The sequence below is a fragment of the Nonomuraea sp. NPDC003560 genome, from assembly GCF_042878785.1.
Taxonomy (GTDB): Bacteria; Actinomycetota; Actinomycetes; order Streptosporangiales; family Streptosporangiaceae; genus Nonomuraea.
Genome location: NZ_JBIAOF010000012.1, coordinates 57465 through 72660, shown reverse-complemented (window position 1 = coordinate 72660; position 15196 = coordinate 57465). Strand labels below are relative to the sequence as shown.

At 71.3% G+C, this 15196-nt stretch carries 11 protein-coding genes; 6 read left to right on the top strand and 5 right to left on the bottom strand.

Annotated features, from left to right (window positions below; genetic code table 11):
- Nucleotides 1-24: 24 nt before the first annotated feature.
- Nucleotides 25-1926 (top strand): nitrate- and nitrite sensing domain-containing protein, encoded by a 1902-nt coding sequence (locus ACFYUV_RS37830; RefSeq protein WP_387677614.1) that lies wholly within the window; start codon nt 25-27, stop codon nt 1924-1926.
- Here ACFYUV_RS37830 and ACFYUV_RS37825 read toward each other — a convergent pair.
- Genes ACFYUV_RS37825 through ACFYUV_RS37810 form a run of 4 tightly spaced genes read right to left on the bottom strand, consistent with a single transcriptional unit; the run spans nt 1885 to nt 4160 of the window.
- The gene (locus ACFYUV_RS37825; RefSeq protein WP_387677611.1) at nt 1885-2367 is read right to left on the bottom strand and encodes an NUDIX domain-containing protein; all 483 of its coding nucleotides are present in this window, start codon (nt 2365-2367) and stop codon (nt 1885-1887) included. The two genes, ACFYUV_RS37830 and ACFYUV_RS37825, sit on opposite strands and share 42 nt — an antisense overlap.
- Before the next feature lie 10 nt (nt 2368-2377).
- A complete protein-coding gene (locus tag ACFYUV_RS37820) occupies nt 2378-3244 on the bottom strand; it encodes a TolB family protein (RefSeq protein ID WP_387677608.1) in 867 nt (288 codons plus the stop codon).
- Between the two features lie 24 nt (nt 3245-3268).
- Entirely contained in the window at nt 3269-4009 is a 741-nt protein-coding gene (locus tag ACFYUV_RS37815; RefSeq protein ID WP_387677606.1) for an MBL fold metallo-hydrolase, read from the bottom strand.
- A 10-nt stretch (nt 4010-4019) separates the two neighbouring features.
- Complete coding sequence (locus ACFYUV_RS37810; protein ID WP_352321299.1) at nt 4020-4160, bottom strand: hypothetical protein; 141 nt, start codon at nt 4158-4160, stop codon at nt 4020-4022.
- Between the two features lie 386 nt (nt 4161-4546).
- Between ACFYUV_RS37810 and rho the strand changes: the two genes are divergently transcribed.
- From rho to ACFYUV_RS37795, 3 genes are all read left to right on the top strand, one after another.
- Nucleotides 4547-5659, top strand: a complete 1113-nt coding sequence (gene rho, locus ACFYUV_RS37805; RefSeq protein WP_387677604.1) for a transcription termination factor Rho — start codon at nt 4547-4549, stop codon at nt 5657-5659.
- Nucleotides 5660-5679: 20 nt separating this feature from the next.
- On the top strand, nt 5680-6690 hold the full coding sequence (locus tag ACFYUV_RS37800; protein WP_387677601.1) for a putative RNA methyltransferase: 1011 nt from the start codon (nt 5680-5682) through the stop codon (nt 6688-6690).
- Nucleotides 6691-6835: 145 nt separating this feature from the next.
- The gene (locus ACFYUV_RS37795) at nt 6836-8602 is read left to right on the top strand and encodes a prolyl oligopeptidase family serine peptidase (protein ID WP_358290594.1); all 1767 of its coding nucleotides are present in this window, start codon (nt 6836-6838) and stop codon (nt 8600-8602) included.
- A 50-nt stretch (nt 8603-8652) separates the two neighbouring features.
- Here the strand turns inward: ACFYUV_RS37795 and ACFYUV_RS37790 are convergent, their stop codons facing one another.
- The gene (locus ACFYUV_RS37790; RefSeq protein ID WP_358290597.1) at nt 8653-9855 is read right to left on the bottom strand and encodes a GAF domain-containing SpoIIE family protein phosphatase; all 1203 of its coding nucleotides are present in this window, start codon (nt 9853-9855) and stop codon (nt 8653-8655) included.
- Between the two features lie 462 nt (nt 9856-10317).
- Here ACFYUV_RS37790 and ACFYUV_RS37785 point away from each other — a divergent pair, with 462 nt between their 5' ends.
- Together ACFYUV_RS37785 and ACFYUV_RS37780 are read left to right on the top strand one after the other, a co-directional pair.
- Entirely contained in the window at nt 10318-14508 is a 4191-nt protein-coding gene (locus ACFYUV_RS37785; protein WP_358290600.1) for a HAMP domain-containing protein, read from the top strand.
- Nucleotides 14509-14511: 3 nt separating this feature from the next.
- The gene (locus ACFYUV_RS37780; RefSeq protein ID WP_364327633.1) at nt 14512-15141 is read left to right on the top strand and encodes a response regulator; all 630 of its coding nucleotides are present in this window, start codon (nt 14512-14514) and stop codon (nt 15139-15141) included.
- The last annotated feature ends 55 nt before the right edge of the window (nt 15142-15196 follow it).

The window sequence follows — 15196 nt, the reverse complement described above, 5'->3', positions numbered from 1 at the left end:
TCTCATCATGCACCCGGAGGTCGCATGCCCCCCACGCGTGGCCGTCCCATTGCTCTGAAGCTCCTGATCCTCCTGCTCGTGCCGCTGCTGTCCCTGGTCGGGCTGTGGGCGTTCGCGGCGGGCCTGACCGGCGGCGACGGCCTGCGCCTGCTGGAGATCAACAAGCTGGCCTCGAACCTGGCCACGCCGTCGGAGCGGATCAACGCCGAGCTCCAGGACGAGCGGCTGGCCTCGGTCGAGTTCCTGGCCACCCACCGCGGCGCGGACAAGCTGGCCAGGCAGCGCGGGCAGACCGACCGGGCCGTGGCGGCCTTCCGCAAGCTGGCCAAGGACCAGCGCGGGATGTCGCCCGAGATGCGCACGCAGCTCGACGTCCTCAACGCCAAGCTCGACCTGCTGTCCGGCATTCGCGCCGAGGTGGACGGCGGCACGGTCGCGCCGCTGGCCGTGATCGACGGCTACAGCCAGATCGTGGACGCCTCCTTCCGCATGTACGACGCGATGGTGCTGGTGCCCGACATGTCGCTGTACCGGCAGGCGCGGGCCGTCACCATGCTCGGCGAGGCCAAGGACCTGGTCTCGCGCGAGCGCGCGATGATCGTCGTGGTGCTGGCCAGAGGGCGGGTCGAGGCCGTCGAGCGGGAGGCGTTCACCGGGATGGTGGCGACCCGGCGGCTGCTGTACTCGCAGGCGCTCTCGCACCTGGACGGCGGCCTGCGCGGCCCGTACGCGCAGCTGGCCACCTCCCCCGTCTACAAGGAGTTCCTCGACGCCGAGGACGCCATCCGGGGCCAGGCCGCGATGAACGGCCTGCCCGCCACCGCCGCCACCTGGGAGGTGGACGGCCAGAACCTGTGGGCGGTGCTCGAACGCGACCAGGGCCAGGCCGTGGAGGGCATCGTGGCCCGGGTGACGCCGGCCGCCGGGAGCATCCTGATCAAGATCGGCGTGGCCGGCGGCGTGGGCCTGCTCGCCGTACTCGCCTCGATCCTGCTGTCGCTGCGCTTCCGCCGGCGGCTGGTCCGCGAGCTGGCCGGGCTGCGCGACGCGGCCACCGAACTGGCCGAGGTGCGGCTGACCGGGCTGATCGAGCGGCTGCGCACGAACACCCGCCCGCCCACGGCCGCCGAGGTCGCGCCGCTGGAGGTCAGGACGGAGACCTCCGAGGTCGCCGACATCGTGCGGGCCTTCAACCACGTGCAGTCCACGGCCGTGGAGGCCGCCGTCGACCAGGCCAGGCTGCGGCACGGCGTCAGCCAGGTCTTCGTGAACCTGGCCCGGCGCAACCAGTCGCTGCTGCACCGCCAGCTGCTCCAGCTCGACAGCATGGAGCGGGCCACCGAGGAGCCCGACCTGCTGGCCGACCTGTTCAAGCTGGACCACCTCACCACCCGCATGCGCAGGCACGCGGAAAGCCTGATCATCCTGTCCGACCAGGCCCCCGGGCGCGGCTGGCGCAACCCGGTGGCCATCCTCGACGTGCTGCGCGCGGCCGTCGCGGAGGTCGAGGAGTACGAGCGCGTCGAGATCCTTCCGCCGCCGCAGACCGCGCTGCTCGGCGCGACCGTCACGGACGTGGCCCACCTGCTGGCCGAGCTGGTCGAGAACGCCACCCTCTTCTCACCCCCGCAGACCAGGGTGGACGTGCGCAGTTCGAGCACCCCGAACGGCCTGATGATCGAGATCGAGGACCGCGGCCTCGGCCTGCCCCGCGTCGAGCTGGACGAGCTCAACGACCGGCTGGCCAAGATGCCGGAGTTCGACCTGGCGCAGAGCGACCGGCTGGGCCTGTTCGTGGTCGGCCGGCTGGCCGCCCGGCACGACATCAAGGTCACCCTCGCGCCCTCGCCCTACGGCGGCCTGACCGCGATGGTCTTCCTGCCCTCAGCCCTCCTGGCCGACCAGCCGGTCCTCGCCGGGAGCTAGGTAGGCCGTCCCGCCCGAGGCCCGCGCCCGCGCGGCCGCCAGCAGCCGCCGGTGGCCGTGGGCGGGCAGCAGGCGGGCGGCCTCCTCGTGGGTGTGGAACCCGTGGTCGTCCAGCTCCTCGGCCTGCAGGGTGATCAACGCGTCCGACGGCAGCTCGCCGCAGTCGAACATGAAGTTGACCATCGCGTACGGCACGTAGGCCAGGCCGTCGACCCAGCTCACGGCGAGCAGCCGGCCGACCTCCAGCACCAGGCCGAGCTCCTCGGCGACCTCCCTGGCGCACGCCTGCGCCGGGTGCTCGCCCGCGTCGATGATGCCGCCGGGAAAGGACCAGTGGTCGCGGTAGTTGGGCTTGACGAGCAGGGCCCGGCCCCGCTCGTCGGTGATGTAGGCCGCGGCCCCGGTGACGACTCGGTTAACGGTGGACCAGAAATCGTTCACCGGGCCAACGTTACGGCAGCACCTGCAGCAGCGCCTGGGTCCTGGCCCTGGCCGGTTCCTCGATCCGCTGGCTCTCCTTGCCCGCCGCGTCCAGCACGACCAGCGTGTTGTGCGCGGCGCCCGCCACGCGGACCACCAGCCGCCCGTCGGCCAGGTAGAACGCGCCGATCAGCCGGCCCTTGACGGCCGGGGAGAGCTTCCGGCCCGTCACCAGGTCGACCACGGCGGGCTTGAAGGCCGCCGGCCAGCTCCCGTCGCCGAGCGCGGCGGGATCGGCCGGGACCGCGACGACCGCGTTGCGGCCGTTCGGCGACAGGCTCTGCACGTGGGTGACGAGCTTGACGCCCTTGGCCCTGGCGGCCTTCCCTGTCCTGACGTCGAGCCGGTAGACGGCGTCGGCCTCGCCGGTGTAGCCCGCGAGGTAACGGCCGCCCGCCGCCCACGCCAGATGGCACACGCCCTTGGACGTGCCGAGCCTGCGCCTGCCGGTGCCGTCGGCCTTGACCGCCATGACGGTCTCGCCCTTGCCGACGTAGGCGACCTGCGTCGAGTCGGGCGACCAGACGGGGGTCAGGCACGGCGTGCCGCCCTGGAGCTTCGTGGCCGCGGTGACGGTCTTGGCGCCGTCCTTGACCTGGAGGTCGCCGCCGTCGGTCACCCAGGCGGCCTTCCTGCCGTCCGGCGAGACGGCGAACTGCGGCAGCGCGCCGATCTTGGCGAGGGTGCTCCACTCACCGCCTTCGTAGCGGGCGAGCCGGTGGCCGTCGTCGGCGTAGACGGCGGCGCCCGAGAGCTCGGGCGCGGTGGCCGCCGAAGCCGGGGCGGGGGCCAGCAGCGCGGCGCCGAGGGCGGCCCCGGCCACAACACGAATCTTCATGACAGCCAATGGTGCCGTAACGGATCAAAGACGCATGAACGGCTCGCTGAAGTGCGCGGTGGCGATCGTCGCCCGCTCGGCCCGCAACGCCGCCAGGACCTCGGTGCGCGTGCGCGCGGCCGTCTCCTGGTCGTCGTCGTAGACGTAGTGGATGCCCGGGTCGGCCAGTTGCACCGGGTGGAGCACGAGGTCGCCGGTGATGGCCAGGTCGCCGACCCTGGCGATCTGGTGACCGGGGGTGTGGCCGGGCGTGTGCTGGACGTGGATGCCCGGCGCGATCTCGGCCTGCCCCTCGACGACGTGGAGCTGGTCCTTGAGCGGGGTCAGCAGCAGGTCGGACATGGCTCCGGAGGCCGAGTCCACCTCGGCCCGCTGGAGCACGTGGCGCGCGTTCTCGAACACCGGCCGGCCGTCTGTGACCGCGCCGCTCGCGTGGTCGCTGTGCAGGTGGGTGAGGACGACGGTGCCGATGTCGGCGGGCGCGACGCCCACCGCCGCCAGCTCGTCCGTCAGGACGCCGGGCACGGGCGCCCAACTGGCCGCCGGGGAGTCCTCCCCGCCGATGCCGGTGTCGACGAGGGTGAGGCGGCCTGCGCCGTCGCGCAGCAGGTAGCAGTGGAAGTGCAGGACCCACGGATCGTCCGCCGGGCCGGATCCGGGGAACATCTCGGCGAGCGGGAGGCGGATCGCGGGGCCCATCGGGCCCACCGCGTCGCAGAGCGGCGTCACCTCGACGCCGGAGACGGTGATGGGGCTGTGCTTCATCCCGCCTAGGTTAGGCGGCGACGGGCTGCCGCGGAACGTACTCGTTCTCCAGGTCGGCGGCGTAGACGGCGCGGCAGCAGTGGGCGCACCGGTACATGATCGGGCCCTCGTCGAGCGTGTGCTGGCACTGCGGGCAGTGGACGGTGTTCATGGTGTTCCCCCAAGGAGCTCGGATGTGTCCATGGAACCCCCGCCGAGTTGCAGGGGTCCTGCATGTCACTTGACACGGTGCCGCTGCGCTGATGGGGGTTGTGTGCCTTCGCAGCGCCGGCCGGGGGTCCTCCTCACGGCCGGGTGCGATGAAGAACATTGTCACGCGTACGGGCCGGGACACGCGGCAGAACACACCAGAACCGTCCGGGAATAGTCCAAGAGGGCTAGGCGTTTGATGGGGCGGAACGTGTGGTATCTTCCCCACAAGCGTCGAGCTTCCGCTCCGCTGGTTCTGCTCCAGCCCCGCCCAGGTTTCTCCGGGCCCGGCTTCTTCATCGCACTCGCCGATCTCCGGTCGGCGCATCTCCCCCAAAGGGGCTCATCATGTCTGTTCACACCATTCCGCAACAGCGCGCGGAACCGCCCGCAGGGCAGGTGAGCGGCCTCCTCGACGTACAGGAGAAGTCCGCCTTCATCCGCGCGGAACACCTTCCCGGGCCGGGCGACGTCCGCGTGCCCGCCGAGCGGGTCAGGCAGCTCGGGCTGCGGCGCGGCGACCGCGTCGTGGCCACCGTGGCCGGGAACAAGCTGGCCGGCGTCCAGTCCGTCAACGGCCTGGCCGAGTGGCGGGACCGGCCGCGGTTCGAGGAGCTGACGCCCGTCCACCCGGACGAGCGGCTGGTCATCGAGACCGGGTCGCTCAGCACCCGGGTCATCGACCTGGTCGCGCCCATCGGCAAGGGACAGCGCGGTCTCATCGTGGCGCCGCCCAAGGCCGGCAAGACGATGGTGCTGCAGGCGCTGGCCGCCGCGGTCACCCGCAACCATCCCGAGGTGCACCTCATGGTCGTGCTCGTGGGCGAGCGGCCGGAGGAGGTGACCGAGATGCGGGCCTCCGTCCAGGGGGAGATCTTCGCCTCCACCTTCGACCACCCCGACCGCGACCACGCCGCCGTCGCGGAGCTGGCCCTCGAACGCGCCAAGCGCCTGGTGGAGGGCGGCCGCGACGTCGTGCTGCTGCTCGACTCGCTGACCCGGCTCGGCCGGGCCTACAACAACCTCGCGCCCGGCGGCGGCCGGGTGCTCACCGGCGGCATCGACGCCCGCGCCCTCTACCCGCCCAAACGCTTCTTCGGCGCGGCCCGCAACGTCGAGGGCGGCGGCTCGCTGACCATCCTCGCCAGCGCCCTCGTGGACACCGGCTCCCGCATGGACAACAGCCTGTACGAGGAGTTCAAGGGCACCGGCAACATGGAGCTCCACCTCGCCCGCGACCTGGCCGAGCGACGCCTGTTCCCGGCGGTCGACCTGGAGGCCTCCGGCACCAGGCGCGAGGAGCTGCTGCTGCACCCGCAGGAGCGGCAGGTGATCTGGCGGCTGCGCCGCACGCTGGCCGGGCTGGACCGGCAGCAGGCCCTGGAGACGCTCGTCGGCAAGCTGCGCGCGACGCCGTCCAACGCCGCGTTCCTGCTGGAGGCGCTGCGCGCGGCGGCGTGAGGCCGCTGGAGAATGGGCGCATGCTGGCCGACATCGTCGAACACCTGATCTGCCCCGTCTGCCACGCGGACGTGGAGCTCGCCGAGGGCGCACTGCGGTGCGCGCGGGGGCACTCCTTCGACGTGGCCAAGCAGGGGTACGTCAGCCTGCTCACCGGGTCACGCCCGCCCGGCACCGCCGACAGCGCCGCGATGGTGGCCGCGCGGGCCGAGTTCCTGGCGGCCGGGCACTATGCCCCGCTGGCGCAGGCGCTGGCGGAAACCGTACGCGTACGGGTGGCGGCCGGAGAAAAACGTGAATCTTCTACTGAATCGAATGACGAAACCGGGCCGGGAGCGTACGGTGGGGCGGGAGTGGAGGCCGGTCCGCAAGGTGGGCCGGTGACCGTCGAAGGTCTCGGCGCGGCGGGCAGGGTCGCACCGCTGATCGTCGACGCCGGCACGGGCACCGGGCACTACCTGGCGGCCGTGCTCAATGCGGTGGACGATGGCATCGGGATGGCGTTCGACGTCTCCAAGCACGCCGTACGGCGGGCGGCGCGGGCGCATCCGAGGCTGGGGGCGTTCGTGGCGGACGTGTGGCGGCCGCTCCCGATCCGGCATGGGGTGGCCGATGTGGTGATCGATGTGTTCGCGCCCAGGAACGGGCCCGAGTTCCGGCGGATCCTGCGCCCTGGAGGGGCCGCGGTCGTCGCGACCCCCGCGGCGGCGCACCTGAGCCCGCTGGTCGGGGAGCTGGGGCTGCTCTCGGTGGACGAGGAGAAGGATCTCCGGGTCGCCCGCAGCATGCAGGGGTTCACCATGACCGGGCGGCGCGCGATCGAGTTCGACATGGAGCTCGGACCGGACGAGCTGGTCCAGGTCGTGGGAATGGGCCCGAGCGCGTGGCACACTGATTCCGCCGAGCTGGCCGCCCGCATATCCGGCTATTTCAGCCGACATGCCAAGAATGGCCAGAATAAAGTTACGGTCAGAGCCGCGTTTCATCTGTCTATCTTCGAGCCTGAGCCCCGTTCAAGACCTGTTCCTTGACGGGCATCTGCGACTGGTGTTACTGATGGGGCATTTAGTCCGAAATTCCCCCACATTCCCCGAGTATTTCCCCGACTCAGGCGCAATACTGGACGGCATCCCGCACCCAGAGGGCGTGGGCCATCGATGGGAGGGGGCGCGCCGGATGAAGGCGGAGGAACGCTGGCAGGCCAGGTTCCGCGCGTCGCGCATGACGCTGCCGGCCTGGGCCCGCCAGGCCCCGAACCGCTCCATCTACCGCTCCAACGCCACCGGGACGTGGGAGGTCTACGCCTGGGACCGGGCGACCGGCGCCGTGCGCCAGGTCACCGACCGGCCCAAGGGCACCGCGTACGCGGCGATCGACCCGGCGGGACAGTGGATCTACTGGTTCGCCGACACCGACGGCGACGAGTTCGGCACCTGGTGGCGCCAGCCGTTCGCGGGCGGTCCGAGCGAGCCGGCCGCGCCCGGCCTGCCGCCGGGCCAGCCGGGCGGCATCGCGCTGTCGGCCACCGGCCTGGCCGCCATCAGCCTGGCCAGCGAGGGCACGTTCCGGATCCATCTGGTACGCCCCGGCGCCCCGGCCGAGCTGCTGTACGAGCACGCCGAGGCCGCCTGGGTGACCGACATGTCCCTCGACGGCTCCCTCATCGCCATCAACCACGGCGAGTACGGCGACTTCCGGCGTCCGGCGCTGCGCGTCGTCGACCAGCACGGCGAGACCGTCGGCGAGCTCTACGACGGCCCCGACAAGGGCGTGCACGGCCTCCGCTTCGCCCCGGTGCTCGGCGACCGCCGCCTGCTGACCCTGCACGAGCGCCGCCAGCGCCACGAGCCCCTGGTCTGGGACCCGGTCACCGACGAGCAGCGCGAGATCTGGCTGAAGGACCCCGGCGACCTGGCCGCCGAGTGGTTCGACGACGGCCGCGGCCTGCTGATCGTGCGCGACCACCGTGCCCGCAGCTACCTGCACCGCTACGACCTGGCGGGCGGCGTCCTGACCCTCATCGACACCCCGCACGGCGTGATCGACGAGGCCGCGCCGCGGCCCGGCGGCCACATCGAGTACTCCTGGTCCAGCGGCTCGCGCCCGCCGGTCATCCGGTCGAGCAACGGCCAGGTCGTGCTCAACGCGGGCGGCCCGCCGGCGCCGCCGAGCGTCCCCGTCGAGGACCTCGACGTCGAAGGGCCAGGCGGGCGCATCCACGCGCTGGTGTCCAAGCCCGAGACCGGTGCGGCACCCCACCCGGCGGTCTTCCTCATGCACGGCGGCCCGACCGACCACGACCGCGACGCCTTCTCCCCCGAGGTCGCGGCCTGGGTCGACGCGGGCTTCGCCGTCGTCCGCGTCAACTACCGCGGCTCGACCGGCTACGGCTCCGCCTGGCGGGACGCGCTGCACGGCGACGTCGGGCACATCGAGCTGGCCGACATCGCCGCCGTGCGCCAGGCGCTGGTGGACCGGGGCACGATCGACCCCGCCCGGCTGATCCTGGCCGGCACCGCCTGGGGCGGCTACCTCTCGCTGCTCGGCCTGGGCGTCCAGCCCGGCCTGTGGGCCGCGGGCATCGCCGCGGTGCCCATCGCCTGCCACCAGACCTGCTACGAGGACGAGGCCGAGAGCCTGCGCGCCTACCAGCGCGCCCTGCTCGGCGGCTCCCCCGACGAGCAGCCCGAGCGGTACGCGTTCTGCTCGCCGATCACCTACGTGGACCAGATCAAGAGCCCACTGCTGATCCTCGCCGGCGAGAACGACACCCGCTGCCCGCTGCGCCAGATCGAGAAGTACGTCGCCAAGCTCGCCGAGCACGGTCGCGAGCACGAGCTCTACACCTACGGCGCCATCCGCGGCTCGCTCGTGGTCGCCGAGCGCATCGCGCAGACGGCCCTGCAACTGGAGTTCGCCCGCAAGCACGTGCACGTCGGCTGACCTCGCGCGCACGTCGTGGGAGCGCTCCTGCGGGGGCGCTCCCGCACCGGTCAGCGCGCGCGCAGGACCACGATGGCCAGGTCGTCGGCGCTCGGCTCGGCGGCGAACTCCGCCGCGCCCCTGCGGATGCGCTCGGCCACCGCCCTGGCCGACAGCCCGGCGCACTCTGCCAGCAGCTTGGCCAGGCCGCCGTCGTCGTCGAGCAGCCGCCCGCCCGAGCGCCGCTCGGTCACGCCGTCGGTCACCGCCAGCAGCACGTCGCCGTGGTCGAGATGGATGGTGTCGGCCTCGAACACGACCTCGTGGAAGACGCCGAGCAGCGACTGCGGCGTGGTCACCGCCTCCACCTTGCCGCTCGGCCTGAGCCGCAGCGCCTCGGGATGGCCGGCGGACACCAGCCGCACCTCCAGGCCGGACGCCACGGGCGTGATGTCGCCGTGGAGCAGCGTGAGGAACCTGGCCCGCTCGCCCTCCTCCAGGATCGCCTGGTTGAGCCGGCCGAGCACCGCGGCGACGCCGTAGCCCTCGCGGGCCAGCAGGCGCAGCGTGTGCCGGGCCAGGCCGGTCACCGCGGCGGCCTCGGGACCGGTGCCGCAGACGTCGCCGATCGCGAAGCGCCAGGAGTCGTCGCCTGCCTTGAACAGGTCGTAGAAGTCGCCGCCGACCTCGTTGGCCTCGCCGGCGGGCTCGTAGATGACGCCGTAGTCGAGGCCGGGCACCTCCGGCTCGTTGGGCGGCAGGAGGCTGCGCTGCAGCGCCCGGTTGGCCGCGGCCTGCTGGGCGTAGAGCCGGGCGTTGTCCATGGCCAGCGCGGCGCGCCTGCCGATGTCGTCGGCGAACTGGATGACCTCGTCGGGGAAGCGGTCGGACCGGCCCAGGCACATCATGCCGAGCCCGCGGCCGCGCGCGGTGAGCGGCACGGCCAGCACCTGGGAGTCGTTCAGGTGGATGACGGACGTGGCCCTGGTGTCGGCCGCGCCGACGTCCATGTCCGTGAGCTGCTCGCGCAGGCCGTCGATGCGGGCCTCGTCGGCGTGCCAGAGGTAGACCAGCCGCAGCGGGCCGCCCGAGTTGCCGGCGGTGTAGACCGCGCACCAGCTCGACAGGCGCGGCACGACGATCTGGGCGATGATCGCCGGGACCATGTCGGGGTCGAGGGTGCCGGCCAGCAGGTCGCTGGCGTCGGCCAGGAAGCCGAGCCAGTGGGGGCCCCGAGCGCTCTCCTCCGCCCATTCCGCGGCCACCTGGTCCACGGAGCCGGGTAGCGTGAGCCTTGCCCAATGGACACGGGAATCGCCCGCGAAGGTGACTCCCCACTCCTCCACGTTCACGGAAGGAGCCTTCGGGTCACCGTGCGCGGTGATCCGCTGCCGCAGTTCGACCTGGACTGAGTCCCCGTAATGCTTCCAAATCACCTCAAACGGCTCGTCAGAGACCTGCTCCGCCAGATCGCCGGCCACCTGCTCGGCGGTGTGGAGCACGCTGACGGTGGCCCACGCGGTCATCACCTCGCGCGTGAACCTCATCGCAGCCGTCACAGCGGTATCGCCAGGCGCGAAGGTCGCGGCCAGGACCGCGTGGGGAGAAGCAGTCATCCCATCGTGCCTACCACACTTCTCACTGACTTGGGGTAAATCCAAGGGCAGGACTACGAGCTACTCATCGTGACAGACTTGAATCACTCGCCGGGACCCGTCGCGAGTGAAGGAGGCCCCATGACCACGGCCAAGGCCGCATCAAGCCCGGAGGAGAGGACCTATACGGAATCGGATCTCGTTCCCGTGCTGGAGACTCTCTTCTCCTGGCGTGACGGCGATTTCCGGCGTCGGGTCCCGCACGCTCCTCCCGGCATCCTCAGCGAAGTGCGCCTGCTGCTGAACGAAGTGGCCGACCGCCGCGAACATCTCGCCAACGAGCTGGCAAGAGTTCGCAAAGAAGTCGTCAAGGAAGGGCGCTTCGGCGAGCGGCTGACGCCCGGCCCGGGCGTCGGGGCGTGGTCCGAGAGCGTCGAGTCGGTCAACATGCTGATCGACGCCCTGGTCAGCCCGGTCAGCGGCGCGGCCGACGTGATCGACGCGGTGGCCAAGGGCGACCTGTCGCGCCGCATCGACCTCGACCGGTCGGCCCGCGGCGAGGTGCGCCGCCTGGGCAAGGCCATCAACGGCATGGTCGACCAGCTCGCCCTGTTCAACTCCGAGGTCACCAGGGTCGCCCGCGAGGCGGGCACCGAGGGCCGGCTGGGCGGCAGCGCCAACCTGCGGGGCATGTCGGGAAGCTGGCGCGACCTCACCGAGGCCGTCAACACGATGTCCTCGCGCGTGGCCGCGCAGGTCCGCGACATCGCCGTGGTCACCACGGCGGTCGCCAAGGGCGACCTGAGCCGCAAGGTCACGGTCGACGCCGTGGGCGAGATGTTCGAGCTGAAGAACACCGTCAACACGATGGTCGACCAGCTCTCGGGCTTCGCCGAGGAGGTCACCCGCGTGGCCCGCGAGGTGGGCACCGAAGGCCAGCTGGGCGGCCAGGCGCAGGTCACCGGCGTGTCGGGCGTCTGGAAGGACCTCACCGACAACGTCAACTTCATGGCCAACAACCTGACCTCGCAGGTGCGCTCGATCGCCACCGTCGCGACGGCCGTCGCCCAGGGCAACCTGTCGAAGAAGATCACCGTTGACGCCGAGGGCGAGATCCTGCAGCTCAAGGACACCCTCAACACGATGGTCGACCAGCTGTCGTCCTTCGCCGACGAGGTCACCCGAGTCGCCCGCGAGGTCGGCACCGAGGGCAAGCTCGGCGGACGCGCCGAGGTGAAGGGCGTGTCGGGCGTCTGGAAGGACCTCACCGACAACGTCAACTCGATGGCCAACAACCTGACCTACCAGGTGCGCAACATCGCCCAGGTGACCACGGCCGTGGCCAACGGCGACCTCACCCGCAAGATCGACGTCGACGCCCAGGGCGAGATCCTCGAACTCAAGTCGACCATGAACACGATGGTCGAGCAGCTGTCCTCGTTCGCCTCCGAGGTCACCCGCGTGGCCCGCGAGGTGGGCACCGAGGGCCAGCTGGGCGGCCAGGCGCAGGTCCGCGGCGTGTCCGGGGTCTGGAAGGACCTCACCGACAACGTCAACTCGATGGCCAACAACCTCACCTCGCAGGTGCGCCAGATCGCGGCCGTCTCGTCCGCGGTGGCGCAGGGCAACCTGTCGAAGAAGATCACCGTTGACGCGCAGGGCGAGATCCTGCAGCTCAAGGACACCCTCAACACGATGGTCGACCAGCTGTCGTCCTTCGCCGACGAGGTCACCCGCGTGGCCCGCGAGGTGGGCACGCAGGGGCAGCTCGGCGGCCAGGCGCGGGTGCAGGGCGTGTCGGGCGTCTGGAAGGACCTCACCGACAACGTCAACTTCATGGCGAACAACCTGACCTATCAGGTGCGCAACATCGCCGAGGTCACCACGGCCGTGGCCAACGGCGACCTGACCCGCAAGATCGACGTCGACGCCCAGGGCGAGATCCTGGCGCTGAAGACCACCATCAACCGGATGGTCGACCAGCTGTCCTCCTTCGCCTCCGAGGTCACCCGCGTGGCCCGCGAGGTGGGCTCGGAGGGCCAGCTCGGCGGCCAGGCCCGGGTCGAGGGCGTCGAGGGCACCTGGAAGCGGCTCACCGAGAGCGTCAACGAGCTGGCCGGCAACCTGACCACGCAGGTGCGCGCCATCGCGACCGTGACCAGCGCCGTGGCCCGGGGCGACCTGACCCGGTCGATCGCCGTCGAGGCGCAGGGCGAGCTGGCGGAGCTGAAGGACAACATCAACTCGATGGTGGCCAACCTCCGCGAGACGACCCAGGCCAACCAGGAGCAGGACTGGCTGAAGTCCAACCTGGCCCGCATCTCCCGGCTCATGCAGGGCCACCGCGACCTGTTCGAGGTGGCCAAGCTGACGATGAGCGAGCTCACTCCGCTGGTCTCGGCCCGCTACGGCGCCTTCTACGGCATCGATCCCGAGGGCGACCACGAGCTGACGCTGATCGGCGGCTACGGCGTGCGTCCCGACCGGGGGCCGCGCCGGCGCTTCGCGATCGGCGAGGGCATCGTCGGCCAGGCGGCGGCCGAGGGCAGGCACATCATCCTCGACGACGTGCCGCCGCAGTTCATCACCATCGACAGCGGGCTCAGCCAGTCCACGCCCGCGCAGATCGTCGTGCTGCCGATCCTGTTCGAGAACCGCGTGCTCGGCGTGCTGGAGCTGGCCTCCTTCACCCCGTTCGGCGAGGTGCACCTCGACTTCCTGACGCAGCTCGTCGAGACCATCGGCGTCACGATGAACACGATCATCGCCAACTCCCGCACCGAAGACCTGCTGACCGAGTCCCAGCGGCTCACCCGCGAGCTGCAGGAGCGCTCCGACGAGCTCCAGCGGCAGCAGGAGGAGCTGCGCAGGTCCAACGCCGAGCTGGAGGACAAGGCGGCGCTGCTGGCCAAGCAGAACCGCGCGATCGAGATCCAGAACTTCCAGATCGAGCAGGCCCGCCGCACCCTGGAGGAGCGCGCCGAGCAGCTCGCGGTCTCCTCGCGGTACAAGTCCGAGTTCCTCGCGAACATGTCCCACGAGCTGCGCACGCCGCTCAACAGCCTGCTGGTGCTGGCCAAGCTGCTGACCGAGAACGCCGAGGGCAACCTGACGTCCCAGCAGGTCGAGTTCGCCCGCACGATCCACAGCGCGGGCTCGGCGCTGCTGCAGCTCATCAACGACATGCTCGACCTGTCGAAGGTCGAGGCGGGCCGGATGGACATCCATCCGATCCAGGTGTCGCTGCCCAAGATGGTCGACCTGCTGGAGGCGGCCTTCGCGCCGCTGGCCCAGGACAAGGGGTTGTCCTTCGGCGTCGAGGTGGCCTCCGACGTGCCGAGCGAGCTGCGGGCCGACGAGCAGCGCCTGCAGCAGGTGCTGCGCAACCTGCTGTCCAACGCGGTGAAGTTCACCCCGAAGGGCGAGGTCAAGCTGCGGGTCGCGGCGGCCCCCCGAGGGGTCGACTTCGACGACGACACCCTCCACGACGCCACCGACCTGCTGGCCTTCCAGGTGATCGACACCGGCATCGGCATCGCGCCCGACAAGCGCGAGGTCATCTTCGAGGCGTTCCGGCAGGCCGACGGCACCACCAGCCGCAAGTACGGCGGCACCGGCCTCGGCCTGGCCATCTGCCGCGACATCGCCCGGCTGCTCGGCGGCGAGATCCACGTCGAGAGCGAGCTGGGCAGGGGCAGCACGTTCACCCTCTACCTGCCGGCCTCCTACACCGGCCCGCTGGCCGCCACCGACGGCAGCACGGCCCCGCGCCGGCAGCTCATGACCTCGCCCGCCGAGGAGCAGGCCGCCGCCGCGACCCTGCCCGAGCCGCCGCCGCTCGACATGCCGATGCCCGAGCTGGTCGAGCCGCCGGTGGAGACGCCCGCCCAGTGGCAGGGCGACGACCCGCTCAACGGCGCCAAGATCCTCATCGTCGACGACGACATCCGCAACGTGTTCGCCCTCACCAGCGTGCTGGAACGACACGGATCGACGGTCGTCTACGCCGAGAACGGCCGCGAGGGGATCGAGCAGCTCGAACGGAACGAGGACGTCGCGCTCGTGCTGATGGACATCATGATGCCGGAGATGGACGGCTGGGCCACGACCTCGGCCATCCGGCGCATGCCCCAGTTCGCCGACCTGCCGATCATCGCGCTGACCGCTAAGGTCATGCGTGGTGATCGCGAGAAGAGCATCGCCTCGGGCGCGTCCGACTACGTGCCCAAGCCGGTCGACGTCGATCGCCTGCTCGAACGGCTGCGCGGCTGGCTCAGCCGTGGGCGGGGAGCCACGACCGACTCGTCGCCCTCAACCGCTGAAGGGTCGTGATCGATGCCGGACCGTGCAAAGATCCTCCTGGTCGACGACCGCGAGGAGAACCTGATCGCCCTGGAGGCGATCCTCAGCTCGCTCGACCTGGTGCCCGTACGCGCCAGGTCCGGCGAGGAGGCGCTCAAGGCGCTGCTCAACACCGAGTTCGCGCTGATCCTGCTCGACGTCCGGATGCCGGGCATGGACGGCTTCGAGACGGCCGCCCACATCAAGCGGCGGGAGCGGACCAGGAACATCCCGATCATCTTCCTGACCGTGGTCGACAGCGCCCCCGACTACGCCTTCCGCGGATACGCGGCGGGGGCGGTCGACTACCTCACCAAGCCGTTCGACCCCTGGGTGCTGCGGGCGAAGGTGTCGGTGTTCACCGAGCTCTACAACATGAACAAGCGCCTGGCCGAGCAGGCGTCGCTGCTCCGCGAGCGGCTGACCGGCGAGCTGCCGCCCGGAGCGGGTGACCACGCCTCGGTCCTGCCGGAGTTGTCCCGGCGGCTGACGGCGGTGGAGGACGAGCTGGCCCGGGTGCGGGAGCTGGCCCGCAAGTCGCAGGATCCGGCGCTCGCCGTGCCGCTGGCCGACCTGGGCGATCGGGTCGCCCACCTGCGCGCCGGTTTCGACGCGCTCTCCTGATCTCGTCCCGTCCGACGCCCGGGCCGCCGCTCATGGCGCCCGGGCGTCCGGCTTG